The organism is Streptomyces sp. NPDC058157 (genome assembly GCF_042884105.1).
Lineage (GTDB): Bacteria > Actinomycetota > Actinomycetes > Streptomycetales > Streptomycetaceae > Streptomyces.
Window position 1 is genome coordinate 38116 of record NZ_JBHVUQ010000028.1, and the last position, 19811, is coordinate 57926.

General features: G+C 74.2%; 17 protein-coding genes. 7 read left to right on the forward strand and 10 right to left on the reverse strand.

Annotated elements, in window-relative coordinates; all coding sequences use genetic code 11:
• Nucleotides 1-70 precede the first annotated feature (70 nt).
• Complete coding sequence (locus ACFVXK_RS10200) at nucleotides 71-811, forward strand: TrmH family RNA methyltransferase (RefSeq protein WP_389611047.1); 741 nt, start codon at nucleotides 71-73, stop codon at nucleotides 809-811.
• On the opposite strand, the gene ACFVXK_RS10205 is transcribed toward ACFVXK_RS10200, so the two are convergent.
• Entirely contained in the window at nucleotides 722-1726 is a 1005-nt protein-coding gene (locus tag ACFVXK_RS10205) for a hypothetical protein (protein ID WP_389611069.1), read from the reverse strand. The two genes, ACFVXK_RS10200 and ACFVXK_RS10205, sit on opposite strands and share 90 nt — an antisense overlap.
• A 115-nt stretch (nucleotides 1727-1841) precedes the next feature.
• On the opposite strand from ACFVXK_RS10205, the gene ACFVXK_RS10210 reads away from it, so the two are divergent.
• Nucleotides 1842-2471 (forward strand): MerR family transcriptional regulator, encoded by a 630-nt coding sequence (locus tag ACFVXK_RS10210; protein ID WP_389611048.1) that lies wholly within the window; start codon nucleotides 1842-1844, stop codon nucleotides 2469-2471.
• Nucleotides 2472-2518: 47 nt separating this feature from the next.
• Here ACFVXK_RS10210 and paaN read toward each other — a convergent pair whose 3' ends face one another.
• Complete coding sequence (paaN, locus tag ACFVXK_RS10215; RefSeq protein ID WP_389611049.1) at nucleotides 2519-4201, reverse strand: phenylacetic acid degradation protein PaaN; 1683 nt, start codon at nucleotides 4199-4201, stop codon at nucleotides 2519-2521.
• A gap of 168 nt (nucleotides 4202-4369) precedes the next feature.
• Between paaN and ACFVXK_RS10220 the strand changes: the two genes are divergently transcribed.
• Entirely contained in the window at nucleotides 4370-5908 is a 1539-nt protein-coding gene (locus tag ACFVXK_RS10220; RefSeq protein ID WP_389611050.1) for a 3-hydroxyacyl-CoA dehydrogenase, read from the forward strand.
• Nucleotides 5905-6492, forward strand: a complete 588-nt coding sequence (locus ACFVXK_RS10225) for a TetR/AcrR family transcriptional regulator (protein WP_389611051.1) — start codon at nucleotides 5905-5907, stop codon at nucleotides 6490-6492. The genes ACFVXK_RS10220 and ACFVXK_RS10225 overlap by 4 nt, the downstream gene beginning before the upstream one ends.
• A gap of 41 nt (nucleotides 6493-6533) precedes the next feature.
• On the opposite strand, the gene ACFVXK_RS10230 is transcribed toward ACFVXK_RS10225, so the two are convergent.
• Complete coding sequence (locus tag ACFVXK_RS10230; protein ID WP_389611052.1) at nucleotides 6534-7097, reverse strand: Lrp/AsnC family transcriptional regulator; 564 nt, start codon at nucleotides 7095-7097, stop codon at nucleotides 6534-6536.
• A gap of 239 nt (nucleotides 7098-7336) precedes the next feature.
• Here ACFVXK_RS10230 and pdhA point away from each other — a divergent pair, with 239 nt between their 5' ends.
• Genes pdhA through ACFVXK_RS10245 form a run of 3 tightly spaced genes read left to right on the forward strand, consistent with a single transcriptional unit; the run spans nucleotide 7337 to nucleotide 10814 of the window.
• Nucleotides 7337-8473 carry a pyruvate dehydrogenase (acetyl-transferring) E1 component subunit alpha gene (pdhA, locus tag ACFVXK_RS10235; protein ID WP_389611053.1) on the forward strand — a complete coding sequence of 379 codons (1137 nt, stop codon included), beginning with the start codon at nucleotides 7337-7339 and terminating at the stop codon, nucleotides 8471-8473.
• Nucleotides 8470-9477 carry an alpha-ketoacid dehydrogenase subunit beta gene (locus tag ACFVXK_RS10240; RefSeq protein WP_389611054.1) on the forward strand — a complete coding sequence of 336 codons (1008 nt, stop codon included), beginning with the start codon at nucleotides 8470-8472 and terminating at the stop codon, nucleotides 9475-9477. Before pdhA ends, ACFVXK_RS10240 begins: the two co-directional genes overlap by 4 nt.
• The gene (locus ACFVXK_RS10245) at nucleotides 9477-10814 is read left to right on the forward strand and encodes a dihydrolipoamide acetyltransferase family protein (protein ID WP_389611055.1); all 1338 of its coding nucleotides are present in this window, start codon (nucleotides 9477-9479) and stop codon (nucleotides 10812-10814) included. Before ACFVXK_RS10240 ends, ACFVXK_RS10245 begins: the two co-directional genes overlap by 1 nt.
• Nucleotides 10815-11007: 193 nt before the next feature.
• On the opposite strand, the gene ACFVXK_RS10250 is transcribed toward ACFVXK_RS10245, so the two are convergent.
• From ACFVXK_RS10250 to ACFVXK_RS10280, 7 genes are all read right to left on the reverse strand, one after another.
• Nucleotides 11008-11985, reverse strand: a complete 978-nt coding sequence (locus ACFVXK_RS10250) for an NAD(P)H-quinone oxidoreductase (protein ID WP_389611057.1) — start codon at nucleotides 11983-11985, stop codon at nucleotides 11008-11010.
• 22 nt (nucleotides 11986-12007) lie between these two features.
• Nucleotides 12008-13108 carry a potassium channel family protein gene (locus tag ACFVXK_RS10255; protein WP_389611059.1) on the reverse strand — a complete coding sequence of 367 codons (1101 nt, stop codon included), beginning with the start codon at nucleotides 13106-13108 and terminating at the stop codon, nucleotides 12008-12010.
• Nucleotides 13096-14400, reverse strand: a complete 1305-nt coding sequence (locus ACFVXK_RS10260) for a molybdopterin molybdotransferase MoeA (protein ID WP_389611060.1) — start codon at nucleotides 14398-14400, stop codon at nucleotides 13096-13098. Before ACFVXK_RS10260 ends, ACFVXK_RS10255 begins: the two co-directional genes overlap by 13 nt.
• Nucleotides 14397-15281, reverse strand: coding sequence for an NTP transferase domain-containing protein (locus ACFVXK_RS10265; protein ID WP_389611061.1), 885 nt, complete (start codon nucleotides 15279-15281; stop codon nucleotides 14397-14399). Before ACFVXK_RS10265 ends, ACFVXK_RS10260 begins: the two co-directional genes overlap by 4 nt.
• Before the next feature lie 196 nt (nucleotides 15282-15477).
• Nucleotides 15478-16017, reverse strand: a complete 540-nt coding sequence (locus tag ACFVXK_RS10270) for a bacterial proteasome activator family protein (protein ID WP_389611062.1) — start codon at nucleotides 16015-16017, stop codon at nucleotides 15478-15480.
• Nucleotides 16018-16099: 82 nt separating this feature from the next.
• Nucleotides 16100-18859: an FtsX-like permease family protein gene (locus ACFVXK_RS10275; RefSeq protein ID WP_389611070.1), complete on the reverse strand. Its 2760-nt coding sequence runs from the start codon at nucleotides 18857-18859 to the stop codon at nucleotides 16100-16102.
• Between the two features lie 101 nt (nucleotides 18860-18960).
• Complete coding sequence (locus ACFVXK_RS10280) at nucleotides 18961-19677, reverse strand: ABC transporter ATP-binding protein (protein WP_389611064.1); 717 nt, start codon at nucleotides 19675-19677, stop codon at nucleotides 18961-18963.
• Between the last annotated feature and the right edge of the window lie 134 nt (nucleotides 19678-19811).

Sequence of the window (19811 nt, forward strand, 5' to 3'; positions counted from 1 at the left end):
GCGGGGCCGGATAGTCCCCGGCTCGGTACCGCGCAGCGGTCGGCGGGGTGGCGCGTCGTAGGGTCGGGGCATGAGTGGTGTGGTGCTGGAGTGGGTCGAGAATGTCGGGCGGGACGATGTCGTCCTGCTCGACGGGTTCCATGCGTTGAAGCACGCGCTGCGGTTCGGGGCCGAGGTGCTGGTCGTTGTGGCCGAGGAGCCCGAGGGGGTGCGGGGGCTCGCCGCCGCGCTCGCGCCCGACGTGGAGGACGCGGTGGCGCGGCTCGTGCGCCGGGGGAAGCTGAAGGGGCTGCTGCCCCGCGTGCACCCCACCGGGGTCGCGGCCCTCGCCGTGCGGCCCGACCGGGAGGCCGGGCGGGCCGCCCTCGCGCGGACGCCCCGCCCCGCGCCGGTCGTCCTGCTCGACAACCCCCGCAACCTCGGCAACGTCGGCGCCGTCGTCCGCCTCGCCGCCGGCTTCGGCGCCACCGGCGTGGTGACCCGGGGCGACCTCGACCCCTGGCACCCCAACGTGGTCCGCGCCGGGGCCGGCCTGCACTACGCGACCACCGTGGACCGGCTGGAGCTGGAGGAGCTCCCGCCCGGGCCCGTGTACGCGCTGGACCCGGAGGGGGAGGACATCCGCGGCCTGGTCCTGCCCGACGACGCGCTGCTCGCCTTCGGCTCCGAGCGGCACGGGATCTCCCCCGAGCTGCGGGACCGGGCCGACCACCTCGTCTCGCTACCGATGCGCCCGCAGGTGTCCAGCTACAACCTGGCCACCAGCGTGGCCATGACCCTCTTCCACTGGGGCGGGCCCGCCGCGCAGTGACAGCGCGGATGCCAGCGCGCCGGCCAGCACGATCGCCGCGCCCGCGCCGAGGGTGGCCCCGTCCGGGTGGACCAGCGGTTGGCCGCGCAGGGCCTGCCAGGTCAGCAGGGCCAGCACCGCGGCGTAGGCGGTGCCCGCGACCAGCACGAGCCGCAGCCGCACCCGCTCGTCGTACAACCGGACGAAGCGCGGGGCGAGGGCGGTCAGCGCCAGGGCCAGCAGCGGCAGGAGCTGGAGCGCGTGCATCCCGACGAAGTGCGGGATCCGCAGGTCGCCGCCGGTGGTGGACCAGCCGGTCAGGGGCATGCCCGGGCCGCCGTCCGGGACGCCCACGCTGTGCCCGCCGGTGATCGGCGGGTCGTCCAGGCCCGCCGCGCGCTGCTCCGCGGTGGGCTGGGTCATCAGGAAGCCGAGTCCGGCGCCGGTGAGGGTGAGCACGGCGGCGAGCCGGATCGACCAGGTGGTCGCCCGGTCGGCGAGGGGGGCGCGGAAGAGGAGGACGGCGATGACGAGCGTGGCCGTCCACAGCGCCACCGCCATGAAGGCCATGCCCTGGTACACGGCCGAGTCGAAGGGCGTCGCGTTGTTGAAGTGGCTGCGCTCGCCGCGCACCACCTGGCCGGTGATCAGCACCATCTCCACCGTGCCCGCCGCGACGAACGCGGTCCCGGCCCACCAGGCCGGCCTGCGCAGCCGCGGCCGGGCCCGGCCCAGCAGGGTGATCATCCAGGCGAGGCTGAGCGTGTAGCCGGTGAAGGAGAGGGCGAACTTCAGCGGCTTCGCCCAGATCGGCGCGCCCACCAGGACGCGGTCGTCGAACAGCAGCCCGGCGGCGGAACCGGCCGCCCACACCAGCATCACCGCCGCGAACACCACCAGCGGCCGGTGCCATGTCCGTAACGCAGCCCGGTTCATCGATGTCATTCCGACCCACCCCCGTAATGGATAGTGGCACTCGCCGCTATCTGATAGCGCCACTATCTATCATGGGGCGGGAAGTGGGCAAGCGGAAAAGAAACGGAAAAGCACGGTGCGCATCGGCGAGTTGAGCCGCCGGACCGGGGTGACGGTCCCGACGATCAAGTACTACGTACGGGAGGGGCTGCTCCCGCCAGGCGAGCTGACCAGTCCCAACCAGGCGAGTTACGGGGACCCGCACGAGCGGCGCCTGCGGCTGATCCGGGCCCTGCTGGAGGTCGGCGGGCTCTCGCTCGCCGCCATCGGCGAGGTCCTCTCGGCGGTGGACGACCGGGAGCGGCCGGTGCACGACATGCTGGGCGAGGTGGCCGACCGGCTGGTGGCGGAGCACGCCGGGGGGCCGGACGCGGAGACCGTCCTGGCCCGGGAGAGGGTGGCGCGGCTGATCGCGGAGCGGGGCTGGGACGCCGACCCGGACAGCCCGGCGGGCGAGGCGCTGGCGGCGGCGCTGGCGGCCTTGGCCCGGGTGGGGCACGGCGCCTTCGCCGAGGTGCTCGACGCCTACGCGGGGGCCGCCGAGGAGGTGGCCCGCGCGGACCTGGAGTTCACGGCGCGCCGGGTGGACCGCGAGGACCTCGTCGAGACGGTCGCCGTCGGCACCGTGCTCGGCGACGCCATGTTCGCGGCCCTGCGCAGGCTGGCCCAGACGGACGCCTCCTCCCGCACCTTCCCGAGGGAGTAGCGGGGGCGTCCGCCCGGGCCGCCGGGCCGACCGGCCCGGCTCACGGGTCAGGCCTGGCGGCGTACCTCCACCACGCGGAAGCGGTTCGCGACGAACGCGCCGTCGCACAGGGCGGCGTTCGCCGCCGGGTTGCCGCCCGAGCCGTGGAAGTCGGAGAAGGCCGCCGTCTGGTTGACGTAGACCCCGCCCGTCAGGTTCAGCGACAGCTGCGCCGACTCCTCCAGGCAGACCTCCTCGATCGCCCGCTCGGTGTCCGCGGAGGTGGTGTAGGCGCCGACCGTCATCGCGCCCTTCTCGCGCACCGTGCGGCGCAGCAGCTCCAGGGCGTCGGCCGTGGAGTCCACGGCCACCGCGAAGGAGACCGGGCCGAAGCACTCCGACAGGTACGCCGCCTCCGGGTCGGGCTTGCCGGCGTCCAGCTTGACGATGACCGGGGTGCGCACGACCGCGTCCGGGAACTCGGGGTTGGCCACCTCGCGGGAGGCCAGCGCGACCTCGCCCAGGCCGGCCGCCGCCTCCAGGCGGGCCTTGACGTCCGGGTTGACCAGGGCGCCCAGCAGGGCGTTGGCCCGGGCGTCGTCGCCCAGCAGGCCGCCGACCGAGGCGGCGAGGTCGGCGACGACCTCGCCGTACGACTTGTGGCCGGCGTCCGTCGCGATGCCCTCGCGGGGGATCAGCAGGTTCTGCGGGGTGGTGCACATCTGGCCGCTGTAGAGGGAGAGCGAGAAGGCCAGGTTGGACAGCATGCCCTTGTAGTCGGAGGTCGAGTCGACGACGACCGTGTTGACGCCGGCCTTCTCCGTGTAGACCTGCGCCTGGCGGGCGTTGGTCTCCAGCCAGTCGCCGAACTCCGTCGAGCCGGTGTAGTCGATCAGCTTGATCTCGGGGCGGACCGCGAGGGTCTTGGCGATGCCCTCGCCCGGCCGCTCGACGGCGAGGGCCACCAGGTTCGGGTCGAAGCCGGCCTCGGCCAGCACCTCGCGGGCCACCTTGACCGTGAGCGCCAGCGGGAGGACGGCGCGTGGGTGCGGCTTGACCAGGACGGCGTTGCCGGTGGCGAGGGAGGCGAACAGGCCGGGGTAGCCGTTCCAGGTGGGGAAGGTGTTGCAGCCGATCATCAGGGCGATGCCGCGGGGCACCGCCGTGAAGGTCTTGCCGAGCTCCAGCGGGTCGCGCTTGCCCTGCGGCTTGGACCAGTCTGCCTGGCCGGGGACCCGGGTCTGCTCCTCGTACGCGTAGGCGACGGCCTCCAGGCCCCGGTCCTGCGCGTGGGGGCCGCCCGCCTGGAACGCCATCATGAAGGCCTGGCCGCTGGTGTGCATCACCGCGTGCGCGAACTCGTGGGTGCGGGCCGAGATGCGGGACAGGATCTCGATGGAGACGGCGGCGCGGGCCTCGGGGCCGGCGTCGCGCCAGGCCGGGATGCCGGCCTTCATCGCGGGCAGCAGCACGTCCGCGTCGGCGTGCGGGTACTCCACGCCCAGCTCCGGGCCGTACGGCGAGACCTCTCCGCCGGTCCAGCCGTCGGTGCCGGGCTGGTCGAGGTCGAAGCGGGTGCCGCGGACGGCCTCGAAGGCGGCGAGCCCGTCGGCCGGGGCGGTCTCCCCGTAGGCCTTGGGGTGCTCGGGGTGCGGGGACCAGTAGGCGCGGCTGCGGATGGCAGCCAGCGCCTGGTCCAGGGTGGGCCGGTGCTTCTCGGTGAGCTGGGAGAGGGTGAGCTCGGCGGCCATCAGGGACCAACTCCTCGTTGAGCCGGGCGGGATCGGGCTGGTTCTCAGCGCGGGATCGGGCAGGGGCGGGTGAAGACGAGCAGACTGGAGTTAGAGTAACCGAACGATCGGTCGGGACAAGAGGGCCCGGCAGGACCTGTGGACAACCCCGTGCGGGAGGATCAGGACATGACAGCAATCGAGCGGTCCCGCACTGTGGCGGTCGTCGGCGCCGGCACCATGGGCCAGGGCATCGCCCAGGTGGCCCTCCTCGCAGGTCACCGCGTGCTGATCCACGACATCGACGCCGCCCTCGCCGCCACCGGCGCCGCGCTGGTCCGCGACCGGGTCGAGCGGATGGCCGCCAAGGGCCGCCTCGACCGGGCCGAGGCGGAGGACGCCGCCGGCCGGATCGGCGCCGCCGACGGCCTGGCCGGCCTCGCCGACGCCGCCCTCGTCATCGAGGCCGTCGTGGAGGACGTCACCGTCAAGCAGGCCCTCTTCGCGGCACTCGAAGAGGTGGTTTCGCCGGACGCCCTGCTGGCCACCAACACCTCCTCCCTCTCCGTCACCGAGCTCGCCGCCGGTCTGGCGCACCCCGGCCGCTTCCTCGGCCTGCACTTCTTCAACCCGGCCCCGCTGCTCCCCCTCGTCGAGGTGGTGAGCGGCTCCGCCACCGACCCGGCCGCCGCCGAGCGCGCGTACCGCACGGTCCTGGGCTGGGGGAAGACCCCGGTCCGCTGCGCCGACACCCCCGGCTTCATCGTCAACCGGATCGCCCGCCCCTTCTACGCCGAAGCCTTCGCCGTCTACGAGGAGCAGGGCGCCGACCCGGCGACCATCGACGCGGTCCTGCGCGAGAGCGGCGGGTTCCGGATGGGCCCGTTCGCGCTGACCGACCTGATCGGCCAGGACGTCAACGAGGCCGTCACCCGTTCGGTGTGGGAGTCCTTCTTCCGCAGCCCGAAGTTCACCCCCTCGCTCGCCCAGCGCCGCCTCGTCCAGTCGGGCCGCCTCGGCCGCAAGTCCGGGCACGGCTGGTACCCGTACGGCGAGGGCGCGCAGCCGCCGGCGCCGCACACCGCCGGGCCCGAGGAGGCGCCGGAGAAGGTGACCGTCGTCGGCGACCTCGGCCCGGCCGCCGCGCTGGCGGAGCTGATCGAGGAGGCCGGGATCGCGGTGTCCTCCACCGCGCACGGCGGCCCGTACATCCAGCTGCCCGGCGAGGGCCAGCTGGTGCTCGCCGACGGCAAGACGGCCGTCGAGTTCACCGACGTCGTCTACTTCGACCTCGCGCTGGACTACCGCGGGGCGACCCGGATCGCCCTGTCGGCGGGCGAAGACACCAGCGAGCGCACCCTCGCCGAGGCCGTCGGCCTCTTCCAGAAGCTGGGCAAGCAGGTCTCCGTCATCGGCGACGTCCCCGGGATGATCGTCGCCCGGACCGTGGCCATGCTGATCGACCTCGCGGCCGACGCCGTCGCGCGCGGGGTGGCCTCCGCCGAGGACATCGACACCGCGATGCGGCTCGGCGTCAACTACCCGCTGGGCCCCTCCGAATGGCACGGGCGGGTCGGCCGGGACTGGGCGTACGACCTCCTGCACCACCTGGACGAGCGCTGTCCCGGGGGCCGCTACGCCCCCTCGCTGGCCCTCTTCAAACTGGGCTACGCGGACGACGGCGAAGCGGAGGAGGCCGCGGAGGCGGCGGAGGAGGGCACCGGATGACCACGGCCAGGCGGGACACCTACACCCCCGAGACGCTCCTGTCGGTGGCGGTGCGGGTCTTCAACGAGCGCGGCTACGACGGCACGTCGATGGAGCACCTCTCCAAGGCGGCCGGCATCTCGAAGTCCTCGATCTACCACCACGTGGCGGGCAAGGAGGAGCTGCTGCACCGGGCCGTCAGCCGGGCGCTGGACGAGCTTTTCGCCGTGCTGGAGGAACCGGGCGCCCTGCGCGGCCGGGCGGTCGCGCGCGTCGAGTACGTCACCCGCCGCACGGTGGAGGTCCTGGTCGCGGAACTCCCCTACGTCACCCTGCTGCTGCGGGTGCGCGGCAACACCCGCACCGAGCGCTGGGCGCTGGAGCGCCGCCGCGAGTTCGACCACCAGGTGGCGGAGCTGCTCAAGGCCGCCGCGGCGGACGGGGACCTGCGGTCGGACGTGGACATCCGGCTGGCCACCCGGCTGCTGTTCGGCATGGTCAACTCGCTGGTCGAGTGGTACCGCCCGCACCCGGGCACGACCCCCGACCAGCTCGCGGACGCGGTGGTCGGCATGGCCCTGGACGGCCTGCGCGCGAAGTCCTGACGGGCGTACCGGAGGGGGGCGGGCGCCGCCCCCTCCGCCGTTCAGTCCTCCGAGAGCGCCGGGCCGCCGCCGCCCGGGCCCGGATCCAGCAGGTCCGTTTCCTCGAACACCAGCAGCGTCCGGGTGGAGAGCACCTCCGGGATGGACTGCAGGCGGGTCAGCACCAGCTCCCGCAGGGTCCGGTTGTCAGCCGTGTGGACCAGCAGCAGGACGTCGAAATCCCCGCTGACGAGCGCGATGTGGGCGGCGCCCGGCAGCTCGCGCAGCTTCTCGCGCACCGTTCGCCAGGAGTTCTGGACGATCTTCAAGGTGATATAGGCGGATGCGCCCTGACCTGCGCGTTCGTGGTTCACCCGGGCGGTGAACCCGCGGATCACCCCGTCGTCGATCAGCCGGTTGATCCGGGCGTACGCGTTCGCGCGCGAGACGTGCACCTGCTCGGCCACCGACCTTATCGAGGCGCGGCCGTCGGCCTGGAGCAGCCGCATGATCGACCGGTCGATCGGGTCGAGGGGGCGGGGCGGGACGGGCGGGACCGGAGGGACGGGCGGCACCGAGGGGGTCGACGGGGCCGGCGGGCCCGACGGGGCCGATGGCGTCGTCATCGGGGTACCCCCCGCCGAAGCCGGTACGGAGCCCGTTCCGGCCATTTGTTCATCCGGCATTGCCCACTGCCTCCCTCTCCTGGACGTCCTGCACCCATCCCAGGGCCCCGTCGCCAGTTTGTCCACAGCCTGGAGCCGCCTGTAGCCAAATTGCGCCGACGACCGAACAATCGGTAGGTGAGGCACCCCACAACCGGGGAGTCCCTTCGCCCGCTTCCCACGAGGAGGTGTACGCCGCCATGACGGTCCAAGAGCTGCCCGGTGCCGGTGCGTCCCACCGTGTCACCCCGCCGCCCGCCTGGAGGCCCCGCACGGAGGCCGCTCCGCTGCTTCCGGACCCGGAGCCCCACCGGGTCCTGGGCACGCCGGCCGCCGAGCACCTCGACCCCGCGCTGATGCGCCGCTACTACGCGGAGCTGGTGCGGGGGCGCCGCTACAACGCGCAGGCCACCGCGCTGACCCGGCAGGGCCGTCTCGCCGTGTACCCCTCCACCGTCGGGCAGGAGGCCGCCGAGATCGCGGCCGCGCTGGTCCTGGAGGAGCAGGACTGGCTGTTCCCCAGCTACCGCGACACCCTCGCGGCCGTGGCGCGCGGACTGGATCCCGTGGAGGCGCTCACCCTGCTGCGCGGCGACTGGCACACCGGCTACGACCCGCGCGAGCACCGCATAGCCCCCCTCTGCACCCCCCTCGCCACCCAGCTCCCGCACGCGGTCGGCGTCGCGCACGCCGCGCGGCTGCGCGGGGACGAGGTCGTCGCGCTCGCCATGGTCGGCGACGGCGGCACCAGCGAGGGCGACTTCCACGAGGCGCTGAACTTCGCGGCCGTCTGGCAGGCCCCGGTGGTCTTCCTGGTCCAGAACAACGGCTTCGCCATCTCCGTCCCGCTCGCCAAGCAGACGGCCGCCCCGACCCTGGCCCACAAGGCCGTGGGCTACGGGATGCCGGGCCGGCTGGTCGACGGCAACGACGTCGCCGCGCTCCACGAGGTGCTCACCGAGGCCGTGCAGCGGGCTCGCGCGGGCGGCGGCCCGACCCTGATCGAGGCCGTCACCTACCGGATGGAGGCCCACACGAACGCCGACGACGCGACCCGCTACCGGTCCGACTCCGAGGTCGAGGCCTGGAAGGCGCACGACCCGGTCGAGCTGCTGGAGCGCGAGCTGACCGGACGCGGCTGGCTCGACGAGGCCGGCGTCCAGGAGGCGCGCGACGCGGCCGAGGCGATGGCCGCGGACCTGCGCGAGCGGATGAACGCCGAGCCCGTACTGAACCCGATGGACCTCTTCGCGCACGTCTACGCCGAGCAGACCGGCCGGCTGCGCGAGCAGGCCGCCATGCTGCGCGCGGAACTGGAAGCTGAGGACGACGCATGACCACGGTGGCTCAGCAGGCGGTCAAGCCCGCGACCATGGCGCAGGCGCTGACCCGGGCCATGCGCGACGCGATGGCCGAGGACCCCACGGTCCACGTGATGGGCGAGGACGTCGGCGCGCTCGGCGGGGTCTTCCGGATCACCGACGGGCTCGCGAAGGAGTTCGGCGAGGACCGGGTCACGGACACCCCGCTCGCGGAGGCCGGCATCCTCGGCACCGCCGTCGGCATGGCCATGTACGGGCTGCGGCCGGTCGTGGAGATGCAGTTCGACGCGTTCGCCTACCCGGCCTTCGAGCAGCTCATCTCGCACGTGGCGAAGATGCGCAACCGCACCCGCGGCAAGATGCCGCTGCCGATCACCATCCGCGTGCCGTACGGCGGCGGCATCGGCGGCGTCGAGCACCACTGCGACTCCTCCGAGGCCTACTACACGGCCACCCCCGGGCTCACCGTCGTGACCCCGGCGACGGTCGAGGACGCGTACGGGCTGCTGCGCGAGTCGATCGCGAGCGACGACCCGGTGGTCTTCCTGGAGCCCAAGCGGCTCTACTGGTCCAAGTCGCAGTGGTCGCCGGAGGCCCCCGCGGCCGTCCCGGGCATCGGCAAGGCCCTGGTCCGCCGGGCCGGTACGAGCGCCACCCTGATCACGTACGGGCCCTCGCTGCCGGTCTGCCTGGAGGCGGCCGAGGCGGCCCGCGAGGAGGGCTGGGACCTGGAGGTGGTGGACCTGCGCTCGCTCGTCCCCTTCGACGAGGAGACGGTCGTCGCCTCCGTGCGCCGCACCGGGCGCGCGGTCGTGGTCCACGAGGCCGGCGGCTTCGGCGGCCCGGGTGCGGAGATCGCCGCCCGGGTGACGGAGCGCTGCTTCCACCACCTGGAGGCGCCGGTGCTGCGCGTGACGGGCTTCGACATCCCCTACCCGCCGCCGATGCTGGAGAAGCACCACCTGCCCGGTGTGGAGCGGATCCTGGACGCGGTGGCCCGCCTGCAGTGGGAGAACTGATGCCGCAGGTCATGGAGTTCAAGCTGCCGGACCTCGGCGAGGGGCTGACCGAGGCCGAGATCGTGCGGTGGCTGGTGGCGGTGGGCGACGTCGTCGCCATCGACCAGCCGGTCGTCGAGGTCGAGACGGCCAAGGCGATGGTGGAGGTGCCCTGCCCGTACGGCGGTGTGGTCACCGCCCGGTTCGGCGAGGAGGGCGAGGAGCTGCCGGTCGGCGCCCCGCTGATCACCGTGGCGGTGGGCGCGGTGTCGGCGCCCGGCGGGGCCGGGCAGGCGCCGGCCGCCGAGGCGGAGGCCGAGGGCTCCGCCAACGCGCCCCGGCCGCTGATCGGGTACGGCTCGGACCACTCGCGCCCGGCGCGTCGGCGGCGGGTGCGACCCGTTACCGCCGCGGTTTCGGCGCCCGTCGCGGCGCCGGTCCCGGTCGCGGCTCCGGTCCCGGTCCCGGCGGCTCCGGCGGCTCCCGCCGGGCCGGTGCCCGTCATCTCGCCGCTGGTGCGCAAGCTGGCCCGGGACAACGGGGTCGACCTGCGGGCGCTGCGCGGGTCCGGGCCGGAGGGCCTGATCCTGCGGGCCGACGTGGAGGCCGCGCTGCGGACTCCGGAGCCCGTGGCCGCCCCGGCGGCCGCGACCGTCCCGGTGGCCGCGCAGGGCGAGCGGATCCCCCTCAAGGGGCTGCGCGGCGCCGTGGCGGAGAAGCTCTCGCGCAGCCGGCGCGAGATCCCCGAGGCCACCTGCTGGGTCGACGCGGACGCCACCGAGCTGATGGCGGCGCGGGCCGCGATGAACGCGGTGGACGGCCCGAAGATCTCGGTGCTGGCCCTGCTGGCCCGGATCTGCACGGCCGCGCTGGCCCGGTACCCGGAGCTCAACTCCACGGTGGACCTCGCGGCGAAGGAGATCGTCCGGCTCCCGGCCGTGCACCTCGGCTTCGCCGCGCAGACCGAGCGGGGGCTGATGGTCCCCGTCGTCCGCGACGCCCAGACGCGCAGCCCGGAGTCCCTGTCGGCGGAGTTCGCCCGGCTGACGGAGCTGGCGCGGGCCGGGAAGCTGGCCCCGTCGGACCTCACGGGGGGCACCTTCACGCTCAACAACTACGGGGTGTTCGGGGTGGACGGCTCCACGCCGATCATCAACCACCCGGAGGCGGCGATGCTGGGGGTGGGACGGATCATCCCGAAGCCGTGGGTGCACCAGGGCGAGCTGGCGGTCCGTCAGGTCGTCCAGCTGTCGCTGACGTTCGACCACCGGGTGTGTGACGGGGGGACCGCAGGGGGGTTCCTCCGGTACGTGGCCGACTGCGTCGAGAATCCGGCGGTGCTGCTGAGGTCCCTGTAGGGGGGTCGGGGAGGGGCGCCGCCGCGCGGAGCCGTCTCCCCGCCCCACCCCTTCTCCGTATCTCCCCCAGCTACCCCTGGGGGCACCCCCAGGGGTAGCGCCCCGGACCCCCTGGGGGCTCCGCCCCCGGCCCCGCGCCTCAGACACCGGCGGGGCTGGTCGCCGCCGCCCTGCGCTGAGTTGTCCCGGAGGGTCAGAATGTGAGGAGGAGCTTGCCCACGTGTGTGCTGGCCTCCAGGACCCGGTGGGCTTCCGCGGCCTCCGTGACGGGGTACGTGGCGTGGACCACCGGGCGGACCCGGCCGGAGTCGATCAGGGGCCAGACGTGCTCGCGGACCGCCGCGATGATGGCCGCCTTCTCCTCCAGCGGGCGGGCCCGCAGCGAGGTGGCCGTGATGGCGCCGCGCTTCGCCAGCAGCATGCGCAGGTCCAGTTCCGCCTTCACCCCGCCCTGGAAGCCGATCACCGCGAGCCGGCCGTTCATGGCCAGCGCCTCCAGGTTCCGGCTCAGGTACTTCGCGCCCATGATGTCCAGGATCACGTCCGCCCCGGCCCCGTCGGTCGCGGCCTTGAGCTCCTCCACGAAGTCCTGCTCGCGGTAGTCGACCAGGATGTCCGCGCCCAGCTCCGCGCAGCGCTCCAGCTTCTCCTTGCCGCCCGCCGTCACCGCCACCCGCGCGCCCACGGCCTTGCCCAGCTGGACCGCCATGGTGCCGATGCCGCTGGAACCGCCGTGCACCAGCAGGGTCTCGCCCGGGCGGAGTCCGGCGACCATGAACACGTTGGACCACACCGTCGCGACGACCTCCGGCAGGGCCGCCGCCGCCACCAGGTCCACGCCCTGCGGGACCGGCAGGAGCTGCCCCGCCGGGACGGCGACCTTCTGCGCGTACCCGCCGCCCGACAGCAGCGCGCACACCTCGTCGCCCACGGCCCAGCCCGACACCCCGGGCCCGAGCGCCACGATGCGTCCGGAACACTCCAGGCCGGGATAGGGCGAAGCCCCCGGCGGAGGATCGTAGAAGCCCTGCCGCTGCAGGACGTCGGCGCGGTTCACGGCGCTCGCCGCGACCTCGACGAGCACCTCGCCCTCGCCCGCCACCGGATCGGGTACTTCGGCCCAGACGAGGGCCTCGGGGCCGCCCGGCTGCTCGATGGTGATCGCATGCATGGCCCGGAATCTACCGCGCCCGCTACTCCGCCGGGCCGAGCGTGACCTGAGGGGTCGTCGGGGGAGTGGCACGGACGATGGTGATCAGACGGTCGGTCAGCTGGAGGGGACTCGCGTGCGGATCGTCGTACGGCAGCAGCCGGTGCCCGCGCACCACGCTGACCACCAGGTCGTCGGTCTCCCGGACGCCCCGGCCGACCTCCGCCCGGTTCACCGGACGCTCGATCAGGTCCAGGCCGCTGCCCTGCTGGATCAGGTCCTCCATCACCGCGCCCGCCCGAGGGCTGAGCACGGACAGCCCCAGCAGCCGGCCGGCCGCGCTCGCGCTCGTGATGACGGCGTCGGCGCCCGACTGCTTCAGCAGCGGCGCGTTCTCCTCCTCGCGGACCGCCGTCACGATCTTCGCGCCCCGGTTGAGCTGCCGGGCCGTCAGCGTCACCAGGACCGCCGTGTCGTCCCGCTGGGTGGCGATGATGACCTGACGGGCCTTCTGGAGTTCGGCGCGCAGCAGTACGTCCGAGCGGGTGGCGTCGCCGACGACCCCCGTGAACCCCTCGGAGTTGGCCATGTCGATGACCTTGGCGCTGGGGTCGACGATGACGACCTGCTCCTTCTGGAGGCCCGTCGCCAGCAGGGTCTGCAGCGCCGAGCGGCCCTTGGTGCCGAAGCCGACGACGACCGTGTGCTCGCGCAAGTTCTTCCTCCAGCGGTTCAACCGCCACTCTTCCCTGGTGCGTTCGGTCAGGACTTCCAGCGTGGTGCCGACCAGGATGATCAGGAACAGCACGCGCAGCGGGGTGATCAGCAGGACGTTGACCAGCCGGGCGCTGTCGCTGTACGGGACGATGTCGCCGTAGCCGGTGGTCGACAGGGTGACGGTCGCGTAGTAGACGCAGTCGAGGAAGTCGACCGAGTCGTTGGCGTTGTCGTGGTACCCCTCCCGGTCGAGCCAGACGATCAGGACGGTCAGGCACAGCACGAACAGGGCCATCAGCAGTCGGCGCGTGACCTGCCGCAGCGGCCTTTCCACGACCCTCTTGGGGAGCTTGATCCTGCGGGCGACGAGCCTCTCGTCCGCCCCGCGCGCCATCGCGTCCTGGCCGTGGAGTTTCACGTGAAACATCCCCCCGCGGCCCACGGCAGGTCCAGGACCTCCAGTTCCTGCCCGTTCTGCGCGCCGTGCGGCGGTACGACGGCCAGCGCGTCGGCGGCGGCCACCCCGCGCAGCATGGCCGGGCCGTTGTAGCGCAGCGGTACGGCGTGCTCGTCGGTCAGCAGGACCGGCACCAGCCGGGTGTCGTACGGGTGCCCCGGCACGTCGCCCTGGACGGGCACGGCGTAGCGGGGGCGCTGGCGGCGGCCGGCGAGGGCCCGCAGGAGCGGCTCGGCCAGGGTCAACAGGCCGGACACGGCGGCGAGCGGGTTGCCCGGCAGGCCGACCACGTGGCGGCCGTCCGTACGGTCGCCGATGCGGGCCAGCAGCATCGGGTGCCCCGGGCGCACGGCGACCCCGTCCACGAGGAGTTCGGCGCCGGCCCGTTCCAGGACCGGGTGGACATGGTCGACGGGGCCCGAGGCGGTGCCGCCGGTGGTGATCACCAGGTCGGCGGTGGAGCCGCTGACGGCCTGGAAGAGGGCCTCGGCTCCGGCGGGATCGTCGCCGAGGCGCCGGGTGGAGACCACCTCGGCCCCGATGCGGCTGATCCAGGGGGCCAGCATGGGGCTGAGGGCGTCGCGGATCAGCCCGTCGTGCGGGAGGCCCTCGGTGAGGAGCTCGTCGCCGAGGACGAGGATCTCCACGCGGGGCCGGGGCCGGGTGACGAGCTCGTCGTACCCGGCGGCCGCGGCCAGCCCGAGGACGGCGGGGGTGACGAGCGAGCCGGCCGGGAGCAGCGGGTCGCCGGAGCGGCATTCCTGGCCGCGCGGGCGGATGTCCTGGCCGGTGCCGACGGGGCGGGTGGCGTACAGCTGGCTGCCGGACTCGCGGGCGTGCTCGCTGCGGATCACGGCGGTGGTGTCGGCCGGGATCCGGGCGCCGGTGGCGATCCGGACGGCCTCGCCGTCGGCGAGGCGCACGGAGGATCCCTCGCCGGTACCGCCGGCGAGGACCCCGTCGCCGGGGCGGATCGCCCAGGGGCCGGGCCCCGCGACCGCCCACCCGTCCATGGCGGAGGTGTCGAAGGAGGGGAGGTCGCCGAGGGCGTCCAGGGAGGTGGTCAGCACCTCTCCGAGGGCCTCCGCGAGGGCCACCCGGTGGCTGCGGGGCCGCACGGTCGTGCCGGCCAGGGCGGCGGTCTCCCGGGCGCGCTGCCAGGCGGTGGCGCGGTGGCCGCCCGCGCCGCCCTCGGCGGCGGGGGCGCGGCTGACCAGGGCCAGGGCCTCGTCGAGGGCGCCGTCGGCGTCGGTACGGGTCACGGAGAGCCGTTCCCCTCGGGGTCGGTGGGGGCGGGGGACCCGGCTTCCGCCGCCCAGCGCAGCGCCAGGTCGGCGGCCTTGCGGGAGGCCTCGGCGACGGCCTGGGCGGGGTCGGCGCCGGCGGCCTCGGCGCGGGCGGCCGCGTAGCCGACGAGGAAGGTCGTCAGCGGGGCGGCGGGCCGGGCGACACCGTGGGCGGCGTCACGGGCGAGGTCGAGCAGGGTCTTGGTGTCGACGTCGAGGTCGATGCCGAGCTCGGTCTTGGCGGCGTTGATCCATTGATCCAGCACGTTCCCATGCTCCCTGATCCGGGCGCGGGCCGTCGCCAGGTCCTCCCAGGTGTCGCAGTCGAAGGAGGCGAGTGGCGCAGCGGCGGTGACCCTGGCCAGGTCCAGTTCGGCGGTGAGGGCCTTGAGGGGGAGGCCGTGGAGGGTGCCGTGCTCGGTCGCGAGCAGGGCGATCTCGCGGCGCAGGGACTCGGCGCGGTAGGCGGCGACGAGGGGCTGGTCACGGCCCTCGGGGTCCCGTAGCAGGGCCCCGTCGCCCGGGCCGTCGGCGGCCGCCGTCAGCAGGGCGCGGACGGTGTCGCGGTCGAGGAAGGGCAGGTCGGCGGAGAGCACGAGGACCACGGGGGCGGTGGTGCGCCGCAGCCCGGCGTGGAGTGCGGCCACCGGGCCGCCGCCGGGCGGGGACTCCAGGGTCCAGTCGACGGGGCGGGCAGTGGGCCTGCGGGCGCCGACGACGACGGTGGCGGCGGCGTCCTGGCAGGCCGCCAGGACACGGTCGAGGAGGGTGCGGCCGCCTACCGGGAGGGCGGGCTTGTCGGCCCCGCCCAGGCGCCTTGCGGCGCCGCCGGCCAGGACGATGGCGTCGTAGCTCATGTCCCCGAGTATGCGGGGGCGGTGGCGGGGCCGGGGGAGGCCGCTTACCGGTTGCTTATGCGGTGGGGGCGGGGGCTGCGGGTGTGCCCCTGCGCGGGGGCTGCTCCCCGCCCCGCCCCGGACCCCGCGCCTCGAACTCCCCCGGCCAACGCCGGGAGGGGCCCGGGCGGGGCTGAAGACAGCCCCGCCCGGGTTCCTACAGGTACGGGCCCGAGCGGATCGCTCCGTGGGGGCCGTCTTCGTCGTCCTCGTGGGGGCCGCCGGGGGGCAAGGCGCGGCGCATCTGCTCCAGTTGGGCCCGCGCCGCCATCTGCTGGGCGAACAGGGCCGTCTGGATGCCGTGGAAGAGGCCTTCCAGCCATCCGACCAACTGGGCCTGGGCGATACGGAGTTCGGCCTCGGAGGGGATCGCCTCCTCCGTGAACGGGAGGGAGAGGCGCTCCAGTTCCTCGACCAGCTCCGGAGCCAGGCCGTCTTCCAGTTCCTTCACCGACGCCGCATGGATGTCCTTGAGACGGACCCGGCTGGCCTCGTCCAGAGGTGCGGCGCGGACCTCTTCCAGAAGTTGCTTGATCATGCTGCCGATCCGCATGACCTTGGCGGGCTGTTCGACCATCTCCGTCACCGGGACCTCGCGCGACTCGTCATCGGCGCCGCCGACCGCCTCCCCGTCCTGTCCCACGATCAGGACGTGCGGGGGACTGTCCTGCGACCGTTCACTCCTCGGCATCTCCATGCCGTCATTCTCTCGCACACCTTCGTTCTCACACGGTGTGCCCCCGCACGGGCGTGATCCACCCTGTGCGGGGGCGGCAACGTCATCCGGTCGCGCGGCGGGCCAGGGCCCCGCTCGACCTGGTGACCGCGGCGGCCAGCAGGGCCGCGCCCAGCGGGACGAGGACCAGGAGGCCGGCCAGGGTCTCCCAGGGCACGGCGATCGGGACGTAGAGGGACTCGTCCGGCGAGGAGTAGCCCATCTCGATGCTGCGCAGCAGCAGGCTCTGCTGCTCGCGTTCCTGGGTGAGGCGCAGGCCGACCGCCGGCAGGATGCCCGCGGCCGAGCCGAGGACGACGCCCATCAGGGCCACCACCCCGCACTGGAAGCCGCTGAGGGTGCGCCGTACCCGTGGGGCCGCGCCGACCGCCGCCAGGGTCTTCAGGTCGGCCTCGGAGTCCGCCTGGGCCAGCCCCGTCGCGATGCCCGCCGCGCCGATGGTGACCAGGCCGGCGAAGACGGCGAGGGCCAGCACGCCGATGGTGCTCTCGCTCTGGTAGCCGCGTTCGATCGTGACGCGGACGTCGGCGCCCATCCGGTCGATCTCCCCGTCCAGCCGCTGCCGCTGCTCGGTCGTGGCGGCCTTCTCCAGGCTGAAGTACGCCCCGAGCGGGGCCGTGGCGATGCCCGCGGCCTTCGCGGCGGAGGGTGGCAGGACGAGCCCCACTCCCCAGGACCGGACGCCCTCGGGCGCCTGGTGGACGGTGAGGACCTTGTCCTGTCCGGGCAGTTCGGCGTGGGTCGCGGAGGCCTTCCGCGCGGCCTCCGGGTCGGTGATCAGCCGGAGGGTGACCTTCCCGTCCTTCACGTCGCGACGGTCGAAGGAGACCGGTTGCCCCGCCTTGAGGGCCGCCACCGAGCCGGGGTCGGTGACCGCCAGGACCTGGAGGAGCTTCTCGTCCGCCACGATCGTCTTGAACGAGGCGCCGGGGCGGTCCGGCATGGCGCAGCGCGGGTCCTGGCGCAGCTTCTTGGCCTCCGCCGGGGGGAAGTCGGCGGGGCCGTGCTCGGACTCGTAGAGCGGGCAGCGCTGTTCCTTGGGGACGATCAGCTCGACCCGTCCGCAGCCCGGGGAGGTCCCGTACTCCTCGCAGTTCGGGTTGCCGACCACCAGGCGGTCCACGTCGGCGCGTACCGCCAACGGCAGGTCCCTGCCGAGGACCTCGCGGACCGTCGGCACGTCCTTGTGGGCGCTGTTCTCGTTGACGCTGAGCAGGCCGGCGCCGTCGGGGAGTTTGGCGACGTACTCGTGGCGGGCCTGGACGTCCTGGCTGTGCTGGTACGTGGACACCGCCACGGTTCCGGCGACGGCGGCCAGTACGGCGGCCACGGCCGGGGCCGTGCGCCCCCGGTTGCGGACGGCGTCGCGCAGCGCGAGCCGCGGCGACAGCGGCAGCCACCGGCCCAGCCGGCCGAACAGGCCGACCAGGAGCGGGGTGAGGGCGACGACACCCAGCTCGGCGAGGGCGCTGCCGGCCGCGACGAGGGTGGGGCTGACCCGGAAGCGGGTGCCGTAGAGGGCGACGGCGGCGCCGCCGAGGACGGCGAGCAGTCCGATCAGGGGCAGGACCCGGTTGGCGCGCCGGATGCCGCGCCGGCCGGTGAGGGAGGCCAGGACGGTCTGCCGGGAGGCGGTGACGGCGGGGACGAACGCGGCCAGCAGGCCGGTCAGCAGGGCGAGCACGGCGATGCCGAGCAGTTCGGCGGGGCGGAAGTCGAAGCCGCCGAAGCGCACGCCGATCCTGTCCTCCAGGAAGGGCCGCAGTCCGACGGTGAGGCCGATGCCGGCCGAGCAGCCGATGACGGCGGCCACGGCGCCGATGACCAGGCCCCCGGACAGGACGATGGCCCGGATGTGCCGCCTGTCTCCGCCGTTGGCGCCGACCAGGCCCAGCTGACGGCGCGAGCGCCGGGCGCCGACCGCGAAGGCGGGCCCGGCGAGCAGACAGACCTCCAGCAGGGCCAGGCCCACGACGGTGGCCACGGTGGCCTGCTCGGTGAACCGGCCCACGTTCAGGCCGGGTCCGGCGAAGCGCTCCTTGCCCTCCTGCGCGTACAGCGGTACCTCGGAGTCGGCGGGCGGGTGCGCCACCACGGCGCGGGAGAGGACGAGCGCGCCCTTGGCGTTGGTCTCCTTGACCATGTTCCACGTGAAACCAGCACCGCCGACCTTCACGAGGAAGCTGTCGCTGACGTTCAGCCCGGGGGCTCCCGTGGCCGACAGTGCCTTGTCGAGCGGGGCCAGCAAGGTGCCGGGCAGGGCGAGGAGCTCGTCGCGCCGCAGCTCGGAGGGCAGCTCGTACGAGCCCACGATCCGGTACGGGGCCGTGGAGCCGCGGGGGGTCACGGACGAGCCCACGTAGAGCCCCGAGTGCTCCAGGAAGGCGGCGGTGGCGACGACCTCGCCGGGGCCGTGGGGCAGCCGGCCGCGCAGGGGCGTGAAGATGCCCTGCGACATCGGGTGGTGGACGTCGAGCTCGCGCAGCTGGGTGTCGAGCAGGCCGTGCCGGGTGTGGACCTTGACGTCGGAGGAGCTCATCTGGACGGTTTCGGCGCCGGCCGGGACGGCGTCCTTGAGCGGTGCGGTCTTCTTGTCCGGGTCGGGACGCCACTTGTCGAAGCCGCCCACCGGCGCGTAGCTCTGCCCGTCGGGGCGCTGGTAGATCGGACTGTTCAGCCCCCTCTCCTCGATCCGGGCGTCGGCGGCGCCGATCTGCCGGGAGATCACCTGCTGGGGGGTGAGTTCGGCGCTGCGGAGGGTGAGGTCGACGGCGCTGGCCCCGACGACCGGGAGGGCGATCATCGAGAGGACCAGGGCGCTGCGGCCCTTGGCGCGCCAGGCGTCGCGGCGGGCGATGCGCAGGGCCGCGATCCACGAGTGGTACCAGGAGGCGAGCGGTGAGGTCACAGGCCGGCCGCCCGCCCGGTGAGCAGCGAGTCGGCGTGGCTGCGCAGGGTCTCGTCGACGACGCTGCCGTCGCGCAGGAACACGACCCGGTCCGCCCAGGCGGCGAAGCGGGGCTCGTGGGTGACCAGGATTCCGGCCGCGCCCGCGTCGCAGCGCAGCCGCAGCAGGGCGAGGACGGACTCCCCGGTCTCGGAGTCGAGGGCGCCGGTGGGTTCGTCGGCCAGGACCAGGCGGCGTTCGCCCACCAGGGCGCGGGCGATGGCCACGCGCTGCTGCTGGCCGCCGGACATCTCGTCGGGGAAGCGGTCGGCGAGGGCGCGCAGGCCGATCTCCTCCAGGGCGGCGAGGGCGGCGGTGCGGGCCTTGCGGGCGGAGGTCCCGTCGAGTTCCAGGGGCAGGGCGACGTTCTCGGCGGCGGTGAGGGCCGGTATGAGGTTGTAGTCCTGGAAGACGTAGCCGATGCTGCGGCGGCGCAGCGCGGCCAGTTTGCGGCGGCCGGCGGTGGTGATGTCGACGCCCTCGACCACGACCCGGCCGCTGGTGGGGGTGTCGAGCCCGCCGGCGAGGGTCAGGAGGGTGGACTTGCCGGAGCCGGAGGGGCCCATCACGGCGACCAGTTCGCCGGGGTGGACCGCGAGGTCGATCCCGCGCAGCGCATGCACCTCGGTGGCGCCGCTGCCGTGCGTGCGGACCAGGTTCTCCAGCCGGAGCACGGGCTGGGCGGCGGCGGCCCCGGAGCGGCCGGGGCCGCCGGGGAGGCCCGGGTGCCCTGGCTGTCCCGGGTGCCCTGGGTGTCCTGGCTGTCCCAGGTGACCCGGGACACCCGGCTGTCCCGGGTGCTCCGAGT

What these genes read in the sequence shown, in the direction of transcription:
- ACFVXK_RS10200 (WP_389611047.1), top strand. Translation starts at nt 71, where the DNA reads ATGAGTGGTGTGGTGCTGGAGTGGGTCGAGAATGTCGGGCGGGACGAT.
- ACFVXK_RS10205 (WP_389611069.1), bottom strand. Translation starts at nt 1,726, where the DNA reads ATGAACCGGGCTGCGTTACGGACATGGCACCGGCCGCTGGTGGTGTTC.
- paaN (WP_389611049.1), bottom strand. Translation starts at nt 4,201, where the DNA reads ATGGCCGCCGAGCTCACCCTCTCCCAGCTCACCGAGAAGCACCGGCCC.
- ACFVXK_RS10220 (WP_389611050.1), top strand. Translation starts at nt 4,370, where the DNA reads ATGACAGCAATCGAGCGGTCCCGCACTGTGGCGGTCGTCGGCGCCGGC.
- ACFVXK_RS10225 (WP_389611051.1), top strand. Translation starts at nt 5,905, where the DNA reads ATGACCACGGCCAGGCGGGACACCTACACCCCCGAGACGCTCCTGTCG.
- ACFVXK_RS10230 (WP_389611052.1), bottom strand. Translation starts at nt 7,097, where the DNA reads ATGACGACGCCATCGGCCCCGTCGGGCCCGCCGGCCCCGTCGACCCCC.
- pdhA (WP_389611053.1), top strand. Translation starts at nt 7,337, where the DNA reads ATGACGGTCCAAGAGCTGCCCGGTGCCGGTGCGTCCCACCGTGTCACC.
- ACFVXK_RS10240 (WP_389611054.1), top strand. Translation starts at nt 8,470, where the DNA reads ATGACCACGGTGGCTCAGCAGGCGGTCAAGCCCGCGACCATGGCGCAG.
- ACFVXK_RS10245 (WP_389611055.1), top strand. Translation starts at nt 9,477, where the DNA reads ATGCCGCAGGTCATGGAGTTCAAGCTGCCGGACCTCGGCGAGGGGCTG.
- ACFVXK_RS10250 (WP_389611057.1), bottom strand. Translation starts at nt 11,985, where the DNA reads ATGCATGCGATCACCATCGAGCAGCCGGGCGGCCCCGAGGCCCTCGTC.
- ACFVXK_RS10255 (WP_389611059.1), bottom strand. Translation starts at nt 13,108, where the DNA reads ATGTTTCACGTGAAACTCCACGGCCAGGACGCGATGGCGCGCGGGGCG.
- ACFVXK_RS10265 (WP_389611061.1), bottom strand. Translation starts at nt 15,281, where the DNA reads ATGAGCTACGACGCCATCGTCCTGGCCGGCGGCGCCGCAAGGCGCCTG.
- ACFVXK_RS10270 (WP_389611062.1), bottom strand. Translation starts at nt 16,017, where the DNA reads ATGGAGATGCCGAGGAGTGAACGGTCGCAGGACAGTCCCCCGCACGTC.
- ACFVXK_RS10275 (WP_389611070.1), bottom strand. Translation starts at nt 18,859, where the DNA reads ATGATCGCCCTCCCGGTCGTCGGGGCCAGCGCCGTCGACCTCACCCTC.